This window comes from Myxococcales bacterium (genome assembly GCA_016716835.1).
GTDB lineage: Bacteria > Myxococcota_A > Polyangia > Haliangiales > Haliangiaceae > JADJUW01.
Genome location: JADJUW010000001.1, coordinates 1,799,843 through 1,821,535 on the forward strand (window position 1 = coordinate 1,799,843; position 21,693 = coordinate 1,821,535).

The 21,693-nt window shown below is 62.1% G+C and carries 20 protein-coding genes; 3 read left to right on the top strand and 17 right to left on the bottom strand.

Annotated elements, in window-relative coordinates; genetic code table 11:
• Positions 1 to 77: 77 nt before the first annotated feature.
• Both IPL79_07975 and IPL79_07980 read right to left on the bottom strand, forming a co-directional pair.
• The gene (locus tag IPL79_07975; protein MBK9070921.1) at positions 78 to 797 is read right to left on the bottom strand and encodes a DUF4255 domain-containing protein; all 720 of its coding nucleotides are present in this window, start codon (positions 795 to 797) and stop codon (positions 78 to 80) included.
• A 150-nt stretch (positions 798 to 947) separates the two neighbouring features.
• A complete protein-coding gene (locus tag IPL79_07980) occupies positions 948 to 1,712 on the bottom strand; it encodes a hypothetical protein (protein MBK9070922.1) in 765 nt (254 codons plus the stop codon).
• 278 nt (positions 1,713 to 1,990) lie between these two features.
• Here IPL79_07980 and aspS point away from each other — a divergent pair, with 278 nt between their 5' ends.
• Entirely contained in the window at positions 1,991 to 3,787 is a 1,797-nt protein-coding gene (gene aspS, locus IPL79_07985) for an aspartate--tRNA ligase (GenBank protein ID MBK9070923.1), read from the top strand.
• A 78-nt stretch (positions 3,788 to 3,865) separates the two neighbouring features.
• Positions 3,866 to 4,471 (top strand): response regulator transcription factor, encoded by a 606-nt coding sequence (locus IPL79_07990; protein MBK9070924.1) that lies wholly within the window; start codon positions 3,866 to 3,868, stop codon positions 4,469 to 4,471.
• On the opposite strand, the gene IPL79_07995 is transcribed toward IPL79_07990, so the two are convergent.
• Positions 4,472 to 5,149: a molybdenum cofactor biosynthesis protein MoaE gene (locus IPL79_07995; protein MBK9070925.1), complete on the bottom strand. Its 678-nt coding sequence runs from the start codon at positions 5,147 to 5,149 to the stop codon at positions 4,472 to 4,474.
• A 25-nt stretch (positions 5,150 to 5,174) separates the two neighbouring features.
• On the opposite strand from IPL79_07995, the gene IPL79_08000 reads away from it, so the two are divergent.
• Positions 5,175 to 5,615 (top strand): MGMT family protein, encoded by a 441-nt coding sequence (locus IPL79_08000; GenBank protein MBK9070926.1) that lies wholly within the window; start codon positions 5,175 to 5,177, stop codon positions 5,613 to 5,615.
• On the opposite strand, the gene gspN is transcribed toward IPL79_08000, so the two are convergent.
• From gspN to IPL79_08070, 14 genes are all read right to left on the bottom strand, one after another.
• Positions 5,578 to 6,855, bottom strand: a complete 1,278-nt coding sequence (gene gspN, locus IPL79_08005; protein ID MBK9070927.1) for a type II secretion system protein GspN — start codon at positions 6,853 to 6,855, stop codon at positions 5,578 to 5,580. The two genes, IPL79_08000 and gspN, sit on opposite strands and share 38 nt — an antisense overlap.
• Positions 6,856 to 6,890: 35 nt before the next feature.
• A complete protein-coding gene (locus tag IPL79_08010; GenBank protein ID MBK9070928.1) occupies positions 6,891 to 7,478 on the bottom strand; it encodes a type II secretion system protein M in 588 nt (195 codons plus the stop codon).
• A 3-nt stretch (positions 7,479 to 7,481) separates the two neighbouring features.
• Positions 7,482 to 8,996 carry a hypothetical protein gene (locus IPL79_08015; GenBank protein ID MBK9070929.1) on the bottom strand — a complete coding sequence of 505 codons (1,515 nt, stop codon included), beginning with the start codon at positions 8,994 to 8,996 and terminating at the stop codon, positions 7,482 to 7,484.
• A 3-nt stretch (positions 8,997 to 8,999) separates the two neighbouring features.
• Positions 9,000 to 10,418, bottom strand: a complete 1,419-nt coding sequence (locus IPL79_08020) for a general secretion pathway protein GspK (GenBank protein ID MBK9070930.1) — start codon at positions 10,416 to 10,418, stop codon at positions 9,000 to 9,002.
• Positions 10,415 to 11,119, bottom strand: coding sequence for a prepilin-type N-terminal cleavage/methylation domain-containing protein (locus IPL79_08025; GenBank protein MBK9070931.1), 705 nt, complete (start codon positions 11,117 to 11,119; stop codon positions 10,415 to 10,417). The genes IPL79_08020 and IPL79_08025 overlap by 4 nt, the downstream gene beginning before the upstream one ends.
• Positions 11,116 to 11,829: a prepilin-type N-terminal cleavage/methylation domain-containing protein gene (locus IPL79_08030; GenBank protein MBK9070932.1), complete on the bottom strand. Its 714-nt coding sequence runs from the start codon at positions 11,827 to 11,829 to the stop codon at positions 11,116 to 11,118. The genes IPL79_08025 and IPL79_08030 overlap by 4 nt, the downstream gene beginning before the upstream one ends.
• A complete protein-coding gene (locus IPL79_08035; protein MBK9070933.1) occupies positions 11,826 to 12,614 on the bottom strand; it encodes a type II secretion system protein in 789 nt (262 codons plus the stop codon). The genes IPL79_08030 and IPL79_08035 overlap by 4 nt, the downstream gene beginning before the upstream one ends.
• Before the next feature lie 15 nt (positions 12,615 to 12,629).
• The gene (locus tag IPL79_08040; protein MBK9070934.1) at positions 12,630 to 13,088 is read right to left on the bottom strand and encodes a prepilin-type N-terminal cleavage/methylation domain-containing protein; all 459 of its coding nucleotides are present in this window, start codon (positions 13,086 to 13,088) and stop codon (positions 12,630 to 12,632) included.
• Between the two features lie 19 nt (positions 13,089 to 13,107).
• Positions 13,108 to 14,352 (bottom strand): type II secretion system F family protein, encoded by a 1,245-nt coding sequence (locus tag IPL79_08045; GenBank protein ID MBK9070935.1) that lies wholly within the window; start codon positions 14,350 to 14,352, stop codon positions 13,108 to 13,110.
• Between the two features lie 5 nt (positions 14,353 to 14,357).
• Positions 14,358 to 16,130, bottom strand: coding sequence for a type II secretion system ATPase GspE (gspE, locus tag IPL79_08050; GenBank protein MBK9070936.1), 1,773 nt, complete (start codon positions 16,128 to 16,130; stop codon positions 14,358 to 14,360).
• Complete coding sequence (gspD, locus tag IPL79_08055) at positions 16,127 to 18,652, bottom strand: type II secretion system secretin GspD (GenBank protein ID MBK9070937.1); 2,526 nt, start codon at positions 18,650 to 18,652, stop codon at positions 16,127 to 16,129. Before gspD ends, gspE begins: the two co-directional genes overlap by 4 nt.
• Before the next feature lie 10 nt (positions 18,653 to 18,662).
• Positions 18,663 to 18,923 (bottom strand): hypothetical protein, encoded by a 261-nt coding sequence (locus IPL79_08060; GenBank protein ID MBK9070938.1) that lies wholly within the window; start codon positions 18,921 to 18,923, stop codon positions 18,663 to 18,665.
• Between the two features lie 244 nt (positions 18,924 to 19,167).
• Entirely contained in the window at positions 19,168 to 20,064 is an 897-nt protein-coding gene (locus IPL79_08065; GenBank protein ID MBK9070939.1) for a hypothetical protein, read from the bottom strand.
• The gene (locus IPL79_08070) at positions 20,061 to 21,617 is read right to left on the bottom strand and encodes a sigma-54-dependent Fis family transcriptional regulator (GenBank protein ID MBK9070940.1); all 1,557 of its coding nucleotides are present in this window, start codon (positions 21,615 to 21,617) and stop codon (positions 20,061 to 20,063) included. The genes IPL79_08065 and IPL79_08070 overlap by 4 nt, the downstream gene beginning before the upstream one ends.
• Positions 21,618 to 21,693: the final 76 nt, after the last annotated feature.

Below are 21,693 nucleotides of genomic sequence, written 5' to 3' on the forward strand. Positions count from 1 at the left end.
CTCCTCTTGCCTACACGAGGGACGACATGCGCGCCGGCCTCTCGTGGTGTGCTGTGGGTGGGCGACGGCCGCCGCGTTCATCGCTTGCCGCCTTGTTTGGTCGCGGGTGGATTTGCTTTATCTGCTAGCGCCTTGCCGGCGATAGACCTCGGATCGGGCGACGGAAAGCGCTCGAGCCCACCGTTTGGCGCTTGCCCGTTGCGGAAGTCGATGATGCGTTCGCGCACGCGCTCGAAGCCGCTCATCGTTTCTGGGATGATCGGCACGTGGGTATAGACCTGCACCGAGGGGCGAATGGGCTGATTGAGCGCGCCCCAAAACCGCGACAGCGTGCCTTCGTCGAGGCGGCCGCCGCTTAAGATCACTTCCAACTCAAAGTCGTCATCGAACGAATCGCCGCGCAACAACGCGCGAGGCATGCTGACGTTGTCGGCCAAAATGCGAATCACCAGGCCGAGGAGGATTTGCTCATCCTCGGGGGTTTGTGCCCACGCCGAAACGAGATAGTCGAGCCGAACCCAGGTCCGACGTCGCCGCATCATTTCGCGTTTGCTGCCATCCGCCTGCTGCACCTCGATGACTTCGCTCGTTGGGCCCGACGGAAAGGCGTCGGGGTCGACAACGAGCTGGTAGAGGTAGACCGAGACCGCGGGCAACTTGCCTTCGATGGCATCGGGCTTGGGCGCCTGGTCAATAATGTTCACGCGCTTGTAGCCACTCTTGCGCAGCTCATCTTGGAGCAGCCGCGACATCGTCGCAGTCGTGTCCTTAATAATGTGGTGCTGCGGCGTGCTCATGTGGCGGCGTCGAAACGCGCAGCGATCCTGGCGCAAGTGGCCTCGCCAAAACAAGCGCCGCCGGGCGTATTGTCACACAAACGCGACGTGCGACATTTAACGACATGCCACCGTTTGACGCGTGGCGCCAAACCCGCGACCCGCATTCGCCTAGCCGTCGAGCAGCTGCAAAATATGCGCTTTCTCCCACGCCTTGGCCTGCGTAAAAAACGCGAACTTCGCCTCGTCGCGCAAGAACTCAGGCGTGTGAAATTCGCGACGACTGCCGCGGCGCCTGAAGTCGTGCTTCTGGTGCAGCATCTCATGGTAGACCACCCATGCGACGACGTAGTGAGGCACCGTATCGCGATCGAGGACGCGGTGGATGCGGATGACGCGATCCTCAAGCGCATAGCTGCCCAGCTTGATGCTCTGGCGGCGCTTGGGCCTCGAAATACGTGGGCCCCACGTAATCGTAGCCTCGATCGCGCCGCCAAAGTACTGGCTGTTTAAGTCGTTATAGATGGCCGCCAAATCATGCACGTCGCCGGCCGTCACCACGGGCACGCTGGCGACCCGCCGAACAGCCTTGGCCGGAACATGCGCGTCGATGTACTGCCCCAGCGCGCGCGAGGAGGCGCGATCACCCTTGGCGATATAGTGGGCGAGCGCCCGGGTTAGCTGCGGCGGTGCGGAAATGAACATGCTGTGCATGCGCACGTCGTAGTGGGCCCGCGCGCCGTACCGACCGGGCAGCTTGCTGCGGCGCACCGAGATCATGGTGTAGCGATTATCGGTCAACGCCACGGTGATGGTGGCCTGCCGCAAATGCGCGCGAATTCGCTGCGCCAAGCCAGCGGCCGCGGACTCGACGGCGCCATCACTCGGCACCGCTAGCGACAACGCTGATGGCGTCGCCACGACGGGCGCAAACATGGAATCCGATAGTCTCAACATGGTTGCGGGGGCGGCCGAGGTATCGCCGCGTGGTGATGCGCGGCGAACTGTTCCTTGATTTAAAAATCGTAGCAACCAGCCTTGGGATGGATCAAATTTATGCCCCAGATCCCGGGGATCTTTTTGCGGGCGCATGCGCTTATCTCAATTTATTTGCAAATCCGGACAACTCGCCTGTGCCAGCCGGACGCGCAAATTGTCGCGCAATTCATCGCTACATAAGTGACGAGCCCGTGTTGAATCGCTACCTTACTGCGATGACCTCGTTTTTAGCTGCTCACCGTCGTACGCATCGTTGTGGCGATCTCCGCGCCACCGACGTCGGCCAGCGCGTCGTGCTTACCGGCTGGGTTGAATCGTATCGCGATCACGGCGGCTGTCTCTTTGTCGATCTCCGCGACCGCAGCGGCGTCACGCAGGTGGTGTTTGATCCCAGCTTTGCTCCCGACGTGCTCGCCGGCGCGGGTGAGCTGCGCAACGAATGGTGCGTTGGCATCGTCGGCGAGGTGCGCGCCCGCGGCGGCAACGCCAATAACAAGCTCGCCACCGGCGCGATCGAGGTATGGGCAAGCGGGCTCGACGTATTTTCGAAGGCCGAGACCCCACCCTTTGCCATTGAAGACGACGTCGAGACCAATGAAGCGCTGCGCCTGAAGTATCACTATCTCGATCTGCGCCGGCCCATCATGCAACGCAACATGTTGATGCGCTCGCAGATTTCCCAAGGCGTCCGCCGCTACCTCAGCGATGAGGGGTTTCTCGAGATCGAGACGCCCTTCATGGTGAAGTACACGCCCGGCGGGGCGCGCAATTTCTTAGTTCCCTCACGCCTTAACGCCGGAAGCTTTTATGCGCTCGCCGAGTCGCCTCAGATTTTCAAGCAACTCCTGATGGTCGGCGGTTGTGATCGATATTTCCAGATCGTGCGTTGTTTCCGCGATGAGGACCTGCGGCTTGACCGGCAGCCGGAGTTCACGCAAATCGATCTCGAGATGTCGTTCGTCGATGAGGTCACGCTGCAAACCTGCGTCGAGGGCATGGTCGCGGGGCTTTGGCGCGATGTGCTCGGCGTCGAGGTGAAGCTGCCGCTGCGCCGCATGACTTACGCCGAGGCCATGGACAAATACGGTGTCGACAAGCCAGATTTGCGACTGGACCTTGAGCTGTGCGACGTCACGGCCCCGACGACGGTGTGCGGCTTTCGCGTGTTTGAAGGCGCCATCGCGGCGGGCGGCATCGTCAAATGCTTGCGCGTGCCCGGCGGCGACCGCCTGACCCGCTCGATGCTTGATTCGCTCACCGAATTTGCTAAGCCCTATGGCGTCAAGGGCGTCGCGTTTGCGCGCGTCGCCGCCGATGGGTCGTGGCAAGCGCCCTTTGCCAAAAATATGAGCGACGAGGCGCGCCTGGGGGTCAACAAGATCGCGGGCGCGGGCGATGGCGATGTCCTGTTGTTTGTCGCGGATCGCGCCAAGGTCGCCAACACGTGCCTGGGCGCCATTCGCCTCCACATCGGCGAAAAGCTCGAGATGACGCGCAAGCAAGAGTATCAATTCATGTGGCTGGTCGATCCACCGCTGTTTGAGATCGACGAGGAAACCGGCGGCGTCGCGGCGGCGCATCACCCGTTTACTTCGCCACGCGTCGAAGATGAGGCGCTGCTAGAAGAGGCGCCAGGCAAGGTGTTGGCGCGCGCCTACGATTTGGTGCTCAATGGCATGGAAGTTGGCGGCGGCTCGATCCGAATCCATCGACCGGACTTGCAGGCGCGCGTGTTTCGCGCGTTAGGCATCAGCGACGCCGATGCGCAGCAAAAATTCGGCTTCTTGCTGGAGGCCTTCAAATATGGCCCACCACCACACGGCGGGCTGGCGCTCGGACTTGACCGGCTCACGATGTTAATGGCGGGTGCGACGAGCTTGCGCGATATCATCGCGTTTCCAAAGACGCAAAAAGGCGCGGATCTGATGACGGAATGCCCGACGCCCGTACTTAAAAAGCAGCTCGACGAGCTATTTATTGCGGTAAAACCAGAAATCGCGGCCGCCAAGTAGGCCCGCGCGGGGCGGCAATTTGCCCTTGACGACCACGCGAGTCGTGGCCACGTTGTCGGCATGACCTACAACCCTACAATGGCCCTTACGCGGAAGGCCACCGGCCCTATCCGCGTCGCCGTGGTGGCCGATGAGCCAGCCGGGCGGGCGGAACTTTTACCGCTCCTTGGCTCGATCGAGCTGACGGTGGTTGAGCCAGGGCGCGCCGAGGTTTTTTTATGGGATCCAGGCCACGGGCATGAGCTGGTCGCCAAGCGCTTGGCGCGGCTTGAGCATATGGATGTACCCGTCGTGGTGGTCCTGGATGATGCATCGCTGGCGCAAGAGGCGCTGCGAGGCCGCGCCCGGGGCGTTTTGCTGCGCGAACACCTCGGCAATGGCATCGTCGCCGCGCTGCAAGCCGCGGCTATGGGCCTAACCGTGCTCGATCCCGACATTGCGAGCTACACCGCGTTGCAAACCGAGGCAAAGCCCAGGTCCGGGAGTGTCGATCTAACAGATCGCGAATCGCAGGTCGTGGAGCTCTTGGCCGAGGGCATGTCCAACAAGCTCATCGCAGCGAGGCTTGGCATCAGTGACCATACCGCCAAATTCCACGTCACCGGCGTGATGGGCAAGCTGGGCGCAACCTCGCGCACTGAAGCCGTCGTCGAGGCGGTGCGCCGCGGCTTGGTAAATTTGTAACTACGGGCCCATGCCGAGCCATTCTTCGCCGGCCTCGCCAAATTCTTTTTTCCAGATCGGGACGTCTTGCTTGAGGCGCTCGATGAGTTCTCGGCAGGCCGCAAAGGCCTCGGCACGATGCGGCGCTGAAGTGGCAATGACGACGGCCACGTCGCCAATGGCAAGTGACCCGACGCGGTGCTCGACCGCGAGTCGGAGGTTTGGCGCGGTCGCCGCGACGGCGTCGCAAAGGCGCCGCATTACTTCCAGTGCCATGGGCTCATACGCCGAATAGTCGAGCGCGACGATGCGGTTACCGCGGTTTTGATCGCGGACGTGCCCGATGAAAACAACCGTAGCGCCGGCGCCGGCGGCGGCGACCGCCTGCACACAGCGATCGACCGATAGGGGCACGTGGCACAAGGCGACGTGGTGCGGGCTCGCGGCCGCGTCGGTGCCGCCTGCGACGGGCGGAATGAGCGCGAGCTCGTCGCCATCGGCAAGCGTGGCGGTAGCCTCGACAAATGCGCGATTCACCGCAACGCGGCACGCGGGCAGCATGGCGGTTAGCAGCGGCTCGGCCGCGGCGAGCTGCGCCAGGGCGGCGGCCACGTTGGCGCCGGGCGGTAACTCGATGACGTCGCCGTCGCGACGCAGGCGCTCCTTTACCGCGGCGAAATATAAGATGTGGACGCGCATGCCGAGCATGTCGTAACGTGACGCGATGTCGTCCGCAAGCTATGCCGGTCATCGCCGGGGCGAGCTACCACCGAATTTTGCCGCCATCTACCGCGTGGTGCTTGCGGTGCCCAAAGGGCGCGTTGCCACGTACGGCCAGATTGGCGAGCTCGCGGGGTTTCCGCGCGGCGCGCGCGTCGCGGCCACGGCGCTGAAGGCCGCGGGCAGCCTTGGCGTCGCCGTGCCATGGCATCGCGTCATCGGCAAACGCGGCGCGTGGGGCAGGATTTCGATTCTCGACCCCATCGGCGCAGCCATCGCCAAGGGCCTGCTAGAAAAAGAGGGCGTGCGCTTTGATCAGCGCGACATGATTGACCTCAGCGTGTTTGGCCTCGCCGCAAAGGCAGTAGCCGCAACCAAGAAAAAAACGCCAGCGCGCCGACGCCCGACTATTGCACGTAGTCAGCCGGCGGCGCGTCGACGCTAGCCGGTGGTGGTGACTCAGCGCGATCGGCGGCCTCCATCACGCGTCGGCGCATGGCCTCGGCGTCGTCTGCGGTCATGGCCGCCGGATCGATGCGGGGCGCGTCGGTGGCCGCGCCAATCGTTGGGGCATCGGGCACGATAGCCGGTGCAACGGGCGCATCCGCGGGCACGATAGGTTGTAGTGGCGCCGCGGCCGCGTCTTGCGCAGATAGCGGCAGGTCCGGGCGTACCGGCGGGCGCGTGGGTTGCGTTTGGGGGGCGTCGCGATCGTCGTCGTCTAGGCTGGCTGCGCTGCAAGCCTCGGCGGGGCGACGTCCCATCTGACGCACCGTGCGAAACAATTCAATGTTGTTGTAGCCCTCCTTGTCGATCGGCGTACCGATAAACGCTTGGATGTTGCCGAACTTTTCTTCGCGCGCCTTAAGCTCGGGCGACAGCTTAAACTTGATGCAGCCCTTTACCTCCGACGCTGGAAATTCCGGCGCGAGCGCAATATCCAGCTCGATATCCGCATCGCCGTCGGCAGAGACCAGCTCGAATGACTTCACCTTGGCGTGGCCCTTGTCAAAGGCCAGCGCCAGCGAGAACGAATTGATGGTCAGCTGTGGCACGACGATGCCGTCGGCACCAAAGATGGCGTTCTTGCTGTTGGCGTTAGCACCTGGCTTAACGCGCGCGACGCCGTCGCCAACCGTGCACCCCACAACGCACGCAAGGGTTATGACACCGGACATCTTGGGAATGTCGATGGCGCGTTTTCCCTTGGTCGTATACGGCATGTGCAACGCGACCTTCGTATTGAGCTTGCCTCCGACGGGCAGGCCAACCGCCTCCGCAAGGCCTGGCACGCTGACCATCGGCACGCCCCGGCCATCGAGCGTAACCTCGACCGCCGCCTTGCTCAGTTCGACGTTGCCTTCGATCGTACCTCCGCCCATCGCGACGTCAAAGCCAAGGTCGAGGTTGCCGGTGATCGCGGCGAACATGCCGACTTGCAGATCTATGCGGTCGATGAAGATGACGCGGGGTACTTCGCCGACCTTGCTCGGGCGCGATTCTAACGCAACCTTGCGCAGGCTCATCCGCCCCGGCAAAAAGCCGCGATGCACCGAGCCAACGGTGACGTTATATTTGGCGGAAAGCGCGTCAACGACGCGGTCCTTCACGCGATCATAAGGAAAGGTCCACTGCAGAAAAAAGACCATCGAGATGACCGCCACCGCGCCCCATAGCAGCCACATGCGCCAACGTACGCGCGGCCCTGCCCCACTCTCGCTCATGGCGCTCTCCCTGCAACCGCGCCGCCATCTGCAGGCGCCGCCGCGGCGGGCACATCGAGGGCGTAGGCGGAAACTTCGATCTTAAGATCCACGTTGCCCTCATCCTTGAAATTTCGATTCATCGTGAGGTTGGTCACCGCCACCGTGCGATTGTCTTGTTCGATGGTGCGCAGCAGATCGCGCGCCTGTGCGATCGTAAGGCCGCGCGGCTCGATGGTCATGGTGTGAATCACGACGCCATCGCGTCGGGTTTCAGGACGAGGGGTAAACGCCGGGATGGTGACACCGGTCTTTTGCGCGGCGTTGTCGAGATAACTCTCGAGCTTGACCGCGTCGGGCAAGAGCGTCGGCGCCGCGCTGGTATCTTTAAGGCCGCCCTGCGCGCGCACCGATTGCATCGCCGCCAGGGCCCGGCGCATTTCCTGGTTTTTGCCATCCAAGGCGACGAGGCCATCGTACACCGCCAAGCCGAAGTACAAGACGAGGACGGCGACGGCCCCAAGGCCACCGAGCACCATGGTGCGGCGCTCGCGCGCTGACAGGCCTTCCCAATACGCTTCGAGTTTATTGCTTAGATTTGCCATACATCACATGCACGTTTGTTTATAGGCGAGCTGAAAGGTCTTCTCGCCCTTGGGTCCGGTTTGCGTCTGGCCGCGTGAGGGTTCGGAAAAACAGCTAATCGCCTTCAGCGCGCTATCGATAAGATCAATCTCATCAGACGTCTTGGCACTGCCTCGCAGCGAGATCTTGTCGGCGGATATTTCAAGCGAGGTCACGTCGAGCGTCACTTTGTCCTTGCCGGGCAATTTGTCGTTGATCTCGACGAAGATATCGTACGCCGTCATCTTGGGCACCGGGGAGACCACTGCGGTCAGCGCCCCTCCAGCTTCATCCACGACGGTTTTTGCATCTTTGGCGCTGCCGAACAGCTCGATGCTTTCGCTTTTTACGCGCGCGCTGAGCGTGGCATACGCCTTGTTTTGCTTGTGGTACGCGGCCCAGCCAGCGGCCGCCGCAAATAACAAGATGGCGGCAGCGCTGGCTGCGAGCACCGACGCCTTGGCGCGCATGAACGACATGTCGCCCGCGATGGCCAGCACGCCTTGGCGTAAATCAAATGTTGGCTTGTCGCGACCGCGAGAGAGCGCCGCGGCAACGACCGTGATGTGATCGGCGGTCCCCGCGGGCGCCGCCGCGGTATCCATGATCTCCGCCAACCCGCCGACCGGCACGCCGAGATGCGCGCCGGCGACCTGCCCTAGCGCCCCCGCGGCCTGTCCCGAAAATACCGCCATGGTAGGCACCACGCCGAGCTTGTCGTGGCTTGCCTGAATGCTTTGCTGAACATCGCGCAGCCAAAGCGCGAGGCCCGCCTCGTCAAAGGCGGCCTGCGCCGCGCCTCCCGCGCCAGCCTGCCGCCAGCGCACGACGTCATCGGCGCCACGGCCGATGCTGCGCGCGAACAGCAATTTGCTGCCCGCTAACACCGCAACGTCCGTTCGATCGCTTTCTAGATGGATCAAGACTGCCGGGGCTGCCGTCTTGGGTCGTCCGGCCGCCACCTCGGCGAGCGCGCCGAGCGGCGACAGCAAGGTGATGGCGGTGAAGCCACAGGCGTCGGCGAAATCGAGCCACCCGCGTGCGTCGCGGAGCGGAATGGCTTGCGCCAAAACGCGCGCGCCATCGTCGCCCGCGGCCGTCGCCCTGGGCAAGACATCGAATGAAAAAACTAGTTCATCTAGCTCGAGTGGCAACATGCCTTCGAGTTCGCCCCCTACCGCGGCGCTCATTTCCGCCCGGCGAAGCGGCGCAAACGGAAAGGTCAACAAGCGGGTGAAGACGTCGCGATCGGGGACCACGAACGCGCCGGCGTGGCCGCGTAGGCCGAGCTCGGCAATCATCGCGGCCAGCACCGGCTTGGCTCTGGCCTGCAATTCGGCATCGGCATCGACGGTTGCGGCGGCGGCCGATGGTGGCGTGGGCAGGGGCAGGTCGCGTACCACCAGGCGTTCGACTTTTGCGCCGCGCAGTCCCTGCGTGCCTACCGCAATGCAGACGGCGCTTGAGGTGACTTCTACGGCAAAAACGATTTCGGACATAGGTTACTGCTCCAACAGGTAAACGTAGGCGCCATTGCCGGCCTCGGTGTTGCGACTGTTTTGCGGCACAAATTTAGTGTCCCACACCGCCGTGATCGTGCGTTTGATTGGGCCAAGAAATGCATCGGGCTGTTGCGCCGCGGCGACTTGCTTGGCCGCACGCTGCGGGTCCTGCCCGCTCGCCGTCGCCTTCTCCGCGGCATCTTGGCGCGCCGCCGCTTGTTCAATCGCCTCCGCTGGCGTTGGCTCGCGATAGCCGCGCAGGACGGTGCCGTACGCCGAAATGCGATAGACGCGTGTAGGGCCAGACACGGCGATCTGCCCGAGCTTGGTGAGGTCTAGCTCGATGCCAGCCTCGGGAACAAAGCTAGGCGTTTGCGCCCCGCTCGGCGCGGCGGTGCCGTTTGCGCCCCCGCCGGCGTCGGCGAGGCCTCCCAGGGCATCCTTAGGGCTCTTCACCAGATCGGCGAACTCCTGCACCGTAGCCGTAGAAACGCCAAATTCGCGCGCCTTGACGACAAACTGCGCGAGCGCGTAAAGGCGGATCGGATCGCGCAAGATTGGATCATCTTGGTTCTTGGCCGAGATGGTGATCAGCGTCCGAATCATTTCGGCCGAGAGCTGGCTGCGCAAATTAATCTTGCAGTCGCCGTAGACCGTAAACAAATGGCCAAAAAGGGTCCAGAACCTGGCGTCGACTCCGCGCGCGAGGCGGATTTCGCCAATGGTGTCGAGATAGTTGTTCTTGGGCTCATAGGCATCGGGCAGGCTTTGGTAGCCATAGGATTCGGCATTGCCAGGTTGCGACCACTCGAAGCTATCTTTGTCGATATAGTCGAAGATGGCGTCGGTCTGGCGCTCGCGCGTTCGATTCCAGCCTTCGCCATCAGCGGCTTCAAATACCGGGTTGTACACGAGGTCGAAATATTGGCTTTGCAGCGCGGTGTAGATGGCCTTGGCGGCGTCGCGATTGCTGCCGGCGGCGCAGTTGACGTTGAGCTTGGTGTCTTCGGCGATGATGGTGGCGCCAAACGTGCCGTCGTCCGCGCCCAGGCCCTTGGCGTCGGCAAAGCCGATGGCGCCAATGCGCGTCGCTGGATCGCCGCCAAAAATGTCCATGAAGAGCCCCGCAAAATCGGTGATGCGGATGCCCATGTCGGAGAGTTCCTTGACGTTGTCAAAGCGGCCCTGCAGGCGGATGATGACGTCGCCGATATTGAGTGCCGAGCGCGCGAGGAAGCTGGCGCGCATTTGATCGCGATAATTCGCGGCGCCGAGGCCATCGACGGTGGCGTTGGTGCGCACCTCGGTGACCATGGCGACGCCGAGCGCGATCACCGTGAGCACCGCGGGAATGGCAAAACCTTGCTGCAGCGTGGTCGCGTGCTGGCTGCGCTGAGCAGGCGATAGCGGCGACCTCATAGCCCCTTGACCATTTCTTGCATCAAGATGCGGGCCTGGGTCTGGAGCTTGACGACGTCGCCTTCGCGGTTTTTGTAAGACACGTCGATTTTTACCCGCGTCGGCAACTTGCCGCGCTCGGACTCCGCGGTTGAGTCCCAGCGATCGGTCCACTTTTGTTCGGCGGCGTTCCAAAACGAGAACTTAACTTCTTCGACGTCGGGCAACAGCACCTCCGCCACCCCGGGCAGTTCGCGCCAATTCTTGTTGGCGAGGCGCCGGGTCTCGCGGCGCAGCCAGTTGGTCTTGCCGGCGTCGTTTGGATCGCGCGCGGCGCTATAAGAAATTAGCGTCTGCTCAGCCTCGTTGGCCTCGGGCGATGAGGGCGTGTGGCCCAAGGTCGAAAACCGAATCTCAGGCACCGTGCCGCTGCCGACCGCGACAAACATGGTGCGCCGATCGGTTAGCGTCTGGTCTTCATTAGACGACAAATATGCCGCCTCAAAATCCGCGACGACGCGCGCCATGGCGCTACGGATCTCTTGCGTGCGCTGTTCATAGCTCGAAAAGTAATCGGCATTTTGGCTGGTGCGCGTCAGAATGCCCCATGCCAGCCCCATCATGAGCACGAGCACGCCGATCGCCAGCATGAGCTCGAGCAAGGTCATGCCCGCTTCTGACACGCCGGCGTGCTGCCGTCTGCTTTTGGTGGAGGTGGTCATAGCCGCCTCGGTGGGGCACGAGTGGTTGGCGTGGCGGGCTCGGCCGGCTCAGCTGGTGGCGTCGCGCCGAGCTCGCCGATCACTTTTTTCATCGCGGCCGCGTCGGTCATGAACAACACCACCGGCAGCGTGCGTTCGTCGTCGAGCACCTTAAAGGTCACGGTTAGCGTCACGCGGCGAATGGTCGCCTTGAGCACCTCTTGGAAGATCGTAAAGTTTTGCCCAACTAGCGCGCCGGTGGCGGCATCAGCCGCGCTGCCGCCGCCCATCAGCGACAGCAGGCTGCCGAGCTGCGATTCTTCAAACGCCGCCGCGGTTAGGCCGCCTTGGCCGCTGACGGCAGCCTCGGCCTGCGCATCATTAGCCGCCTTGACTTGCGTCTGCGCGTTGGCCTGCAGCGCCGAGAAGTCGGGCATTTCGACGGTCTCGATCTTGGCCAGCCATTTGATGTCTTCGTAGCCCTGCTCGCCAAAATCGCCCGAGAACTCCTGATCGGTTTCGCCAAACCCATCTTTTAAGATTTGCTCTTCGAGGTCGAGCATCTTGCCGCGCGCGAGATCTGTGGAAATCACCGTCATGCGCGATTCGAGCGAGGTATACATCGCGCCCGAGCTTTGGCTAACCACGGCGATCAGGCCGATCGCCAAGATGCCAAGCGCAATGAGCACCTCGATGAGGGTGAAGCCTTGTTGGCGGGCCCCAGCCTTCATTGCGGCTCCACCGTCTTGCCTTCGGCGTCGCGAAACAAGATGTCGTCGGGGCGGGCAATTGCCTCGTCCAAGATATCGACCTGGCCGGTGAAGCCATTGACGACCAGCGAAAACACCTGTTTGGCGTCATCGCGCAGCGCAAGCTCGATGATTGCCTTGTCGGCGCCACCGATGGGATAAAAGCGAATACCTGCCAAGCCCTCGGTAAAGGCGTCGCGCCGCGAGCCGAGGTGAATGGTCGCCAACTTGACGCCGCGGTCGGCCGAGAGGCGCGCGCGCAAGCCCTCGGCGTTGCTCGATTTGCTGAGCCCCTGACCATCGGCCGGACGACAGTTCAGCGCATCGGTCGAAAGGCCGGCAAGCGCCGCCGCGCGCGCCGCCGCCGAATATGCATCGGTCGGCTGCTGCCACTCGGGCGGCAGGCTACCGAGCTTTTGCATCGCCTCGCGCAGCAGCGTTGCCGACTGCTCATCACCTTCGCTCATCTCGGGCGCGCCGGTCTGGCAGACCTCGATCTGGTAGGCATTCTGCTCAAATGAAAATTGCAGGCGATGTACTTGCCCGCTCTGCGTCGCCATGAGCTGTGCCTGCTTGGCAAATTGGCGAATCAGGCGTGCGTCATCGGCGAGCGCCGATTTGCCGGTGTCGTAAAACACGCCAATGCCGACACTCATGATGAGGACCATCAGGCCAACCACCAATAGGATTTCAAGCAACGTCATGCCGCGCTGGCGCTGGTACGGCGCCAGATGCGGTGCAAACGAGGAAGAAGTTGCGGTGGCCATGGCGAACTCGCGGAGCTATTGGGCTCCCTCGCCCCACGACTTAATGTCGTCTTCGGTGTTCGGCTTGCCATCGGGCCCGTTGGAGGCCGCGCACATGCCCTTGCAACCCGAGGGGGCTGTTGGGCCACAATAGATTGCGAAGTCGGCACCCCACGGATCCTTCGCGTTGCTGCCGCCGCGATACGGCGCGAGGTCGTTGATTGACCCTGGACATTGTTTGCCTGGATTGGCGGCGCGCCACGCAAGATAGGTTTGGCCGGCGATGTCATCAACGGCGATCTTAGCAATGCCGCGCTGCGAGCTATCTTGGCTCGAAAACAAGCGCGGGCCGATGACCAGGCCCATCACCAAGGCGATAAGCCCGACGACGATGAGGATTTCGATGAGCGTCATGCCCTGCTGGCGCGCCAGCGGTGATACCGCCTGCGCCGCAGATTGCTCGTTTAATTCGATGGTGTTGTTTTGCTCACTCATAACATTTCTCCTGTCGTTGCTATTTCTTGCCGCCGATTTGGCCGAGGTCCATCAGTGGCGTAAGGATTGAGATCACGATAAAGCCGACCATCATGCTCATCGCCACGATCATCAGCGGCTCGAGCATGGCGGTAAACTTGGTCAGTTGGCGATCGACCTCGCCTTCGTAGTTTTCGGCGACCTTCTGCAGCATCTCTTCGAGCTGGCCCGACTGCTCGCCGACCTCGATCATCTTGACCATGGTGCCGGGAAATTGCGCGCTGCGCCGCAGCGTGGTGGCGAGCGCATCGCCTTCGGTCACGGCTTGCTTGGCGACATCGATGGTGTCGCGCAGCACCATGTTGCTGAGCACTTGCTTGGAAATTTCAAGCCCACGCAGCATAGGCACGCCAGCACGCATCATGGTGGCCATGGTGCGCGAAAAACGCGCGGCGTTGATCTGCCGCGACAGCGACGACAGCTTGGGGAGTTTGAGCACAAAGGCATCGAATTTTTTGCGGCCTTCGGGCGACTTCACCCAGCGCGTAAACGCGTAGACCGCCACGCCCATGCCGATGAGGATGGGCAGCCAGTAGTGCTGCGCGGTATTAGACATCCACACGATGAGCTTGGTGTTCCACGGCAAGGTCTTGCCTTGGCTCTTGAGCTGAAATGTCAGCTGCGGCACGACCTTGATCATCAAGATGCCGACGATCAAGATCGCGACGATCATCATGATCGTCGGATAGATCATCGCGCTCTGCACCTTGCTCTTAAGCTTAATCGAACTCTCCTCAAAGTCCGCCAGGCGCGATAAGACCTCATCCAAGTTGCCGGCGGTTTCCCCGGCGCGAACCATCGAAACCGATAGTTCGTTAAAGATTTTCGGATGCTTGGCCATCGCATCGGCAAACGAGCGACCCTCGTTGACCATGGTGCGGATTTCGGCGAGCGGCGTCTTAAAGCGCAGGTTGTCGGCCTGCTCGACCTGAATTTGCAGCGCGGTGGCAAGCGAGATACCCGCGCGCAGCAAGATGCTCATGTTGCGGACAAACTCCGCGCGCTCGGCGGCGCTGACGCCACCAAAGATGCCGCCGAGGTCGACATCTTTGTTAAGCCCCTTGCCGGCGCCGGCGACGTGCGCGCCCTTGGACTCGCTGACGTCGGTGACGACGATGCCCTCTTTGCGCATGAGTTGCCGCAATACCTTGGGCGTCTCCGCGTCGCGCGTGCCACTGACGGCCTTGCCGCCGGTAGCAACTCCTTTGTATGCAAAAACCGGCATTAGTTTTAGTCAGCCTCCGCCGTCGCAAGTAGGACTTCTTCGGGGGTGGTGAGGCCCATGGCGCATTTACGCGCGCCATCGAGCCGTAGCGACACCATGCCCGCGGCAATCGCCGCATTGCGAATCTTCGAGGCGTCAGATTTTTCCAAGGCCAGACGACGCACGGTCTCGTCGATCATGAGCAATTCGTAAATGCCGGTCCGGCCGCGGTAGCCAAGCCCCGAGCAGCTTGGACAGCCAACCGCGCGCAACATGGTGCCAGGCGCCATTTTACGTTGCCCCTTGACCTCGGCGAACTGATAGCCGCCGCGATAGAATTTGTCGGCATCCAGGCCAAGCTCGCGCAAGGCCTCAGCGCTAGGCTTAATCGCCTGGGCGCATTCGATGCACGGGCGCCGCACCAAGCGTTGAGCGAGAAGCCCAACGAGCGACGACGCAACCAAGAAGGGCTCAATGCCCATGTCGATGAGACGCGTGATGCCACCAGCGGCGTCATTGGTGTGAATCGTCGAAAACACGAAGTGGCCGGTGAGCGACGCCGTGATCGCAATTTCAGCGGTTTCTTTGTCGCGAATTTCGCCGACCATGATGACGTCGGGATCGTGGCGCAAGAACGAGCGCAGCCCCGAGGCAAACGTAAGATCGATCTTGGTGTTTACCTGCGTCTGCGAGATGCCTTCGAGCTGGTACTCGACCGGATCCTCGACCGTGAGAATGTTGGTATCCGGCGCGTTGATTTCGGACAAACACGCATACAGCGTGGTGGTTTTACCCGAACCGGTCGGGCCGGTGACGAGCAAGATGCCGTGCGGGCGCGTGATGATGGCGCGCATGTCGACCAAGATGTCGCTCGCCATGCCGACGTCGGCGAGGCCAAGCAGCACCGAGCTGCGATCGAGCAAACGAATGGTGACCCGCTCGCCGGTGGCGGTGGGCACTGTCGCTACCCGCATGTCGACGTCTTTGCCGGCGATCTTGCGGCGAATGCGGCCATCTTGCGGCAGCCGCTTCTCGGCAATGTTGAGCCCTGACATGATCTTGACGCGCGCGATGATCGACGCCAAAAACTGCCGGCTGACGCGCTTGGATTCGCGCAGGTTGCCGTCGACGCGGTAGCGCACGACCACGTCTTTCTCGCCCGGCTCGATGTGGATGTCAGAGGCTCGGTCTTTGACCGCATGAAACATCAGCGAGTTGACCCAGCGAATGATCGGCGCCTCGTCGTTGGCATCCAAGATGTCAACCAGCTCGTCGGCGTCGCCGGAAAATTCGTCGTCGCCTTCCTCGCCCTTTTTGTGCTCTAGATCGGCCGATTGCTTTACCCGCGAGTAGGCGCGGTTGATGAGATCGACGATTTTCGACGGCACGCCAACGTAGGCATCGACATTGCCCTTGAGCAGTACTTGCACGTCGTCGATGGCTTCGATGGCGTACGGATCCGCCACCACCACCATGACGCGGCCGGTGGGCGCGCGCCCGAGCACTAAACACTGATGCTGCTTGGCAAAGCCAACCGGCACGCGCTCGAGCAGCTCCACCGGAATATCTTCAGGCTTTGGCAAGTCTTCCCAAAAGCCGAACGACGCCTGCTCGGCGAGCGCCGCGGCCAATTGCTCCTCAGAAACGGCGCGCTGCCTGGTTAGGATTTCGCCGAGGCGGCCGCCGTCGTCGATCTGCCGCTGCAGCGCTTTTTCAATCTGCTCATCGCTCACCACGCCGCGCTGACGCAGCAGCTCGCCGAGCCGCAAGCGCTTGATGAAAGACAAGGCGGCGCTCATGGCTTGGGTGCCTCGGTTGGCTTGCCCGGCGTGGGCGTGGGCGTAGCCGCGGCGCCTTCGAGTTCGACGTCGCCCTCGACCGGCGACGTGTCGTATTGAATGGCGCCATCAGGGATATTGAGCTGCTGGGTCTCAAACGCGCGGATCACGGCATCTTCGCGCTCGACCTCTTGCACGGTGCGATTCATCTCTTCGATCAGGCCGCGCTTGCGGCCGTAATCGGCCTTGGGCATGTACTTCATTTTTTGAAATGATCCGAACTGGCGCAAGAATTCCGTGCGTTCCTCCATCTTGCGGCGATAGATTTCGCGCAGGTCGGCGTCAGACGTGACGATGTAAGGCGTCAACACCACGAGCAGGTTGGTTTTTTCCTTCTTTTTGGACGAAACCTTAAATAGATAGCCGAGGATCGGGATGTCGCCGAGCAAGGGCACCTTTGAATCTGAATAGATGGTTTTTTCCGAGATGAAGCCACTTAGCACCGCAGGCGAACGGTCGTTGACGTTGACCACGTTCTTGAGCTTTCGCTCGCTCCAAATCGGCTGCGGCAGCCCGCCAATCGAGGTCTCGCCAATTTGATCGCTGATATTGATTTCCACCTCGAGGCGTACGCTCTCATCGGCGCTGATATGTGGCGTGACCTTCATCTCGAGGGTGAGCGGTTGTCGTTGTACATTCTGCTGTCCAGACCCAAATGGCGAGGTAGCACCCGTGCCAGCCCCGCCAAAGGTGATGCTGCCGACATAGGGAATATTGGAGCCGACCTTCCATTCGGCGGGCTCATTGTCGACGGTGAGCAGCTGTGGCGATGACAAGAGATTGGCGTTTTTGGTGGTGCCGAGCGCCTGCACCAACACGCCAAACGAGGGAATGCTGGTGCCCAGCAATTTTTCCGATTCGGGTAGCAGCGGACCAATGATGCCTCCAATCAATCCCGATGCCGACGCCAGGCTCGATGGCTGAATCGATTTGACGCTGCCCGCCTGCAGGCCGCCCAATACCAACGAGTCGTTACCGCTGCCGGTTGGGAGGCCACCGTGAAATGAGGTGCCGAGATCACGGCCGCTACCCACCGAGACCTCCATGATCACGGCCTCGATGTAAACCTGCCGCCGCGGTGTATCGAGCTTGTCGAGCACGCGCCGCAGTGACATGTAGTCGCGCTCAGAGGCGACGACCACGAGCGAGTTGGTCGGCGAATCGTGGGTGACTTGAACTTGCCCTTCGAAGGCCGCGCCATCGCCGCCAGCGGCCGCGGGCGTGGGCGCCTGGACCGGCACATTGCGTTGGGGCCCGGCAGTACTCGTTGCGGGCGTCGTGGTGCCGGAACGACGGCTTGGCTGGGACTGGCCGGTTAGCGCGCTCTTAATCGTTGTCGCCAGATCTTCGGCATTGCCGTGCTTGACGCTGTAGACGTGAACCGAGCCGGTGCCATCGGATGGCAAGGCGACATCGAGACGTTGCACCAGGCCGCGCACGCGGTGATAACCGGCGTCATTTGTGACGAGGATGAGTGTGTTGGTGCGCTCGTCGGCCAAGATCTTGGTTGGCAACGCCGTCTCGACATCTCCCACCGAAAACTGCTCGGCGCCGCCGCCGCGCGTCGCGGTGCCACGCCCGCCAGCCGCACCGGCCGCACCTGCCGCGGGGCTTGGGCCGAGAATTTCGTTGAGCTTGGCGACGATGTCTTTGACGTCGCCGTTATTGATCCGCATGGTGTAAATGCCATTGCTCGCCGACGGGCGATCGATCTCGCGCGCAATGCTCGCCATGTCGCGAATGTGGCTGGCGTAATCGGTGACGATGATGGCGCCGGCGTCGGGCAAGACCTTGATGTCACCAACGCTCGATTTTACCACCGAGATGGCGTCGCTCAGCGCGCTGACGCCGATATGGGTCGGCCGCATAATTGCGCGCACCACCTCGTCAGAGTTGCCGGGCGTGCCCTTGCGAAAAATGGGCAGGGTTTCGCCTTTAGCTTGCGCCGCCTCGACGATGCGAAGCACGTTGCCCTTGGGCACGACGGTGAGGCCCATCGATGACAACGACAACAAAAACACGCGGTAGGCGTCTTGCGGGCTCATCTTGAGCGGCGAAATGATCGTCACCTTCTTGGAGCGCGCGAGAATGCCGGCCTCGTAGATGAAGTTCTTACAGGTAAAACTCATCGCCCACGTGATGAGGTCTTTGAGCTCGCTCTCGGGCTTAAACGAGATCGTGATCGAGCCCTTGGCTTTTTTGCAGCTATAGAGCGTTTCATCCTCACCCACTGCAGGCGTCAGCGCAGCGCTGCTGGTCGACGAGCCGCCGGTCGGCGACGATGCCGTCGAGGGTTGCGACACCACAGGTTTCTCCGCGGCATCGAGCGCTTGCTTTTCCGCGCGGCCACCCGCGCCAGGCGGGCGAGTCGGCGAAGTGCGGCCACCTGGTTGCGCGGCGGCTGGCAACGCGCCGCCCAGGGTAATGACCACGCAGAGCAGGCTCGCGTTGATGGAGGTACGTAGTGGCGTTTGATGATTCATATCAACTCATTTAACGAATGGAGTAACGCATGGTCACGGACTGGCCGCGCCGGGTGATGACGAGTTCGAGGTTGGTGGCTTGCTTGAGCTTGGAGTAGGCCTCAAGCCCCTGCTCGGCGCTGGTGAGGTCAAAGCCGTTGACGCTGTTGATGACGTCGCCTGAGACAAGGCCGATTTTGCCGTAGACGCCGCTGGGCTTGACCGAGTAGAGCCGCAGCCCGACCGGCTTGCCCTTGACGACGGCAGGTTGCACTTTGCAGACCTGCTGCACACACTCCGACCTAACCAAGAGTTGCGCGAACAACGCTCGGGAAATTTCGTATTGTGTGTCGCTAATTTTTTTAACGCCTGTCTTTGGCGCCGACAATACCAGGGCGTCACACGCGCGACCTTCTTGCTCACCCTGTCGCTGAGCCATGGCCATCGGTTGCGACAAGCCGAACAATATCACCGAGGCGAGCGCCGCGGCGATGAAGGTAGAACTTGGTAGGAGGAAGGGCGCATAGGTGCTCTGCTTACCGAATGGAGTAACGCATGGTCACGGACTGGCCGCGCCGGGTGATGACGAGTTCGAGGTTGGTGGCTTGCTTGAGCTTGGAGTAGGCCTCAAGCCCCTGCTCGGCGCTGGTGAGGTCAAAGCCGTTGACGCTGTTGATCACGTCGCCCGAGACGAGGCCGATCTTGCCGTAGACGCCGCTGGGCTTGACCGAGTAGAGCCGCAGCCCGACCGGCTTGCCCTTGACGACGGCAGGTTGCACCTTGGCGTCCTTTTGCAGGCCAAAGGGATTGGCGAGGATTTGATCGACGAGCGCGCGTGAAATTTCATAGGTCGAGTCGTTGATTTTTTTGACGCCTTGGTCGAGCGCGGCCGCAAGGTCATCGGCCGGGGGCGCGGTCACCGCCGCGCTCACGATAGGCGTCGACGCCGGCGCGGCATCGCTGAGCAGCATCAACTTCTCGACGCGACCCGCATTTTGGAACTCGAGATATTTGTAGTAGATGTGGTCGATCGGTCCCGCGCCAGGGATGGTGTCGCCGACCGCATAAAAGCCCTGATGCAAGGTCGCGGTGTTCAAGACCGTCGCGAACGAGTATTCTGGAACGCTGCCAACGTTGGTCGCGATCAGCACCAAGGGCAGCGAGGTTTCCCCACCTGGCCCCGCCGCCGCGGTTTCGACCGGCGAACAAGCCGAACAAAACATGTGGCGCGCGACGATGCTGCCGCCGTCTTTGCTGCGCACGGCCGGCGCCTCGGGCTCGATGATCACCGCCAGCTTAGGCGAAGCCTTCGGATCCGCCAGATACTTGGCGGCGACGAGGCTGCCGGTCATGCGTGCGGCAAAATAGGCACAGGTGAGCACGGTAAATGCCGTGACCACCCAAAAATGGCGACGCAAAAATTCTTGGATCATGGCGCGATTTCCTCTTCGCGGTCACCCACGGCGGCGAGCTCGCCTAGCTCAGCGGCCGCGCCCTCTTCGAGGCGACGATAGATAGTACGGGTCGCAATGCCGAGCAGCCCCGCCGCGGCTTTTTTGTCGCCGCGGGTATGGCGCAATGTTTCGTTGATCACGGCCATCTCGATCTCGGCCAGAGGCGTGCCCAAATGAAAGCTCAAGGCCCCCGCGGAGGGCGCCGCGCCGCGAACTTCGGCCGGGAGAATCTCGGCCTCGACGATGTCGGTGCGCGACAACACGACCGCGCGCTCCATCGTGTTTTCGAGCTCGCGGACGTTGCCCGGCCAGTGGTAGTCGACGAGCTTTTGCATCGCCGCGGGCGAAATGCCGAGCGCGGCGCGGCCATTCTTGGCGGCGTAAAGCTGAACGAAGTGGGCCGCGAGCAACGGAATGTCGCCGCGGCGATCGCGCAAGGACGGCAGCGCGAGTGGAATCACGTGCAGCCGATAGTATAAATCTTCGCGGAAGCGCCCGGCCTTGACCTCCTGCGCCAGGTTGACGTTGGTCGCCGCAACCAGGCGGATATCGATGCGCCGCGGCTTGCCGCTGGCCCCAAGCGGCTCGACCTCGCCTTCTTGCAGCACGCGGAGCAGCTTGACCTGCACGTGTTTGGGAATCTCTCCGATTTCGTCGAGAAACAGCGTCCCGCCGTTTGCCGCCTCAAAGCGGCCCTCGCGCCGCGTCGTCGCGCCGGTGAAGGCGCCCTTCTCGTAGCCAAATAATTCGGCCTCTAAGATCGACTCGGGAATCGCGGCGCAGTTGATGGCGACAAAGGGGCCGCTGGCCCGGCGACTTTGATCGTGGATCGCACGCGCCAGGAGTTCCTTGCCAGTGCCGCTCTCGCCAAGCAAGAGCACGGAGGCGTCGCTTTGCGCCGCCTGGGACGCGGTTTCGGTGCACTGCCGCCACGGCAATGACGAACCGATCATCGCGCGATGATCGCGCGCCGCCAGTTGCGCCCGCAGCGCGCGGTTTTCCATCACCAACGACTGCTTATCCATCGCGTTGCGGATGATGCGGATGACGTGGGCCCGCTTGATCGGCTTGGTGACGAAATCGTACGCGCCCTCTTTCATCGCGTCGACCGCGGTCTCGACGGTGCCAAACGCGGTCATCACGACAAACTCGGTTTGTGGCGCGATCGCCTTGCTGGCGCGCAGCAGCTCGAGCCCCGTCATGCCGGGCATCATCAGATCGCTGATAACGACGGCGATGGGTTGCGTGCGCAAAATCTCCAGCGCGCGCTGGGCATGCGGCGCTGTGACGACGGTAAAGCCCTCGCGCCGCAGCGTGCGATCGAGCGAGTCGACGATAGAAGGCTCGTCGTCGACGATCAGCACCGCAAGGCCGCTGGTGTCTCGGGTTTCCTCAGGACCTCGGCCGGAGGCATCTGCCGGCTCGTCGTTAATGGACTCGACTTGTTGGGGGGCGTTTGCAATTGAATTCGATGCCGACCCGGCGCCGCGGGTTGGCCCATCGGGTTGGCGAAGCGCGCGAATGGCCCACATCATGTACGCACAACGTAGCAGGTCTCATGCCACAATTCTTTCCTTTGAAATCAGTAAGTTGCATAACTTACGCGAA

What these genes read in the sequence shown, in the direction of transcription:
- IPL79_08065 (MBK9070939.1), bottom strand. Translation starts at nt 20,064, where the DNA reads ATGATCCAAGAATTTTTGCGTCGCCATTTTTGGGTGGTCACGGCATTT.
- IPL79_07975 (MBK9070921.1), bottom strand. Translation starts at nt 797, where the DNA reads ATGAGCACGCCGCAGCACCACATTATTAAGGACACGACTGCGACGATG.
- IPL79_08045 (MBK9070935.1), bottom strand. Translation starts at nt 14,352, where the DNA reads ATGCCGGTTTTTGCATACAAAGGAGTTGCTACCGGCGGCAAGGCCGTC.
- IPL79_07995 (MBK9070925.1), bottom strand. Translation starts at nt 5,149, where the DNA reads ATGCGCGTCCACATCTTATATTTCGCCGCGGTAAAGGAGCGCCTGCGT.
- IPL79_08000 (MBK9070926.1), top strand. Translation starts at nt 5,175, where the DNA reads ATGTCGTCCGCAAGCTATGCCGGTCATCGCCGGGGCGAGCTACCACCG.
- IPL79_08070 (MBK9070940.1), bottom strand. Translation starts at nt 21,617, where the DNA reads ATGTGGGCCATTCGCGCGCTTCGCCAACCCGATGGGCCAACCCGCGGC.
- IPL79_08025 (MBK9070931.1), bottom strand. Translation starts at nt 11,119, where the DNA reads ATGACCACCTCCACCAAAAGCAGACGGCAGCACGCCGGCGTGTCAGAA.
- IPL79_08020 (MBK9070930.1), bottom strand. Translation starts at nt 10,418, where the DNA reads ATGAGGTCGCCGCTATCGCCTGCTCAGCGCAGCCAGCACGCGACCACG.
- IPL79_08010 (MBK9070928.1), bottom strand. Translation starts at nt 7,478, where the DNA reads ATGGCAAATCTAAGCAATAAACTCGAAGCGTATTGGGAAGGCCTGTCA.
- IPL79_08035 (MBK9070933.1), bottom strand. Translation starts at nt 12,614, where the DNA reads ATGGCCACCGCAACTTCTTCCTCGTTTGCACCGCATCTGGCGCCGTAC.
- IPL79_08030 (MBK9070932.1), bottom strand. Translation starts at nt 11,829, where the DNA reads ATGAAGGCTGGGGCCCGCCAACAAGGCTTCACCCTCATCGAGGTGCTC.
- IPL79_08040 (MBK9070934.1), bottom strand. Translation starts at nt 13,088, where the DNA reads ATGAGTGAGCAAAACAACACCATCGAATTAAACGAGCAATCTGCGGCG.
- gspE (MBK9070936.1), bottom strand. Translation starts at nt 16,130, where the DNA reads ATGAGCGCCGCCTTGTCTTTCATCAAGCGCTTGCGGCTCGGCGAGCTG.
- gspN (MBK9070927.1), bottom strand. Translation starts at nt 6,855, where the DNA reads ATGTGGCTGCTATGGGGCGCGGTGGCGGTCATCTCGATGGTCTTTTTT.
- IPL79_07990 (MBK9070924.1), top strand. Translation starts at nt 3,866, where the DNA reads ATGGCCCTTACGCGGAAGGCCACCGGCCCTATCCGCGTCGCCGTGGTG.
- gspD (MBK9070937.1), bottom strand. Translation starts at nt 18,652, where the DNA reads ATGAATCATCAAACGCCACTACGTACCTCCATCAACGCGAGCCTGCTC.
- aspS (MBK9070923.1), top strand. Translation starts at nt 1,991, where the DNA reads ATGACCTCGTTTTTAGCTGCTCACCGTCGTACGCATCGTTGTGGCGAT.
- IPL79_07980 (MBK9070922.1), bottom strand. Translation starts at nt 1,712, where the DNA reads ATGTTTGCGCCCGTCGTGGCGACGCCATCAGCGTTGTCGCTAGCGGTG.
- IPL79_08015 (MBK9070929.1), bottom strand. Translation starts at nt 8,996, where the DNA reads ATGTCCGAAATCGTTTTTGCCGTAGAAGTCACCTCAAGCGCCGTCTGC.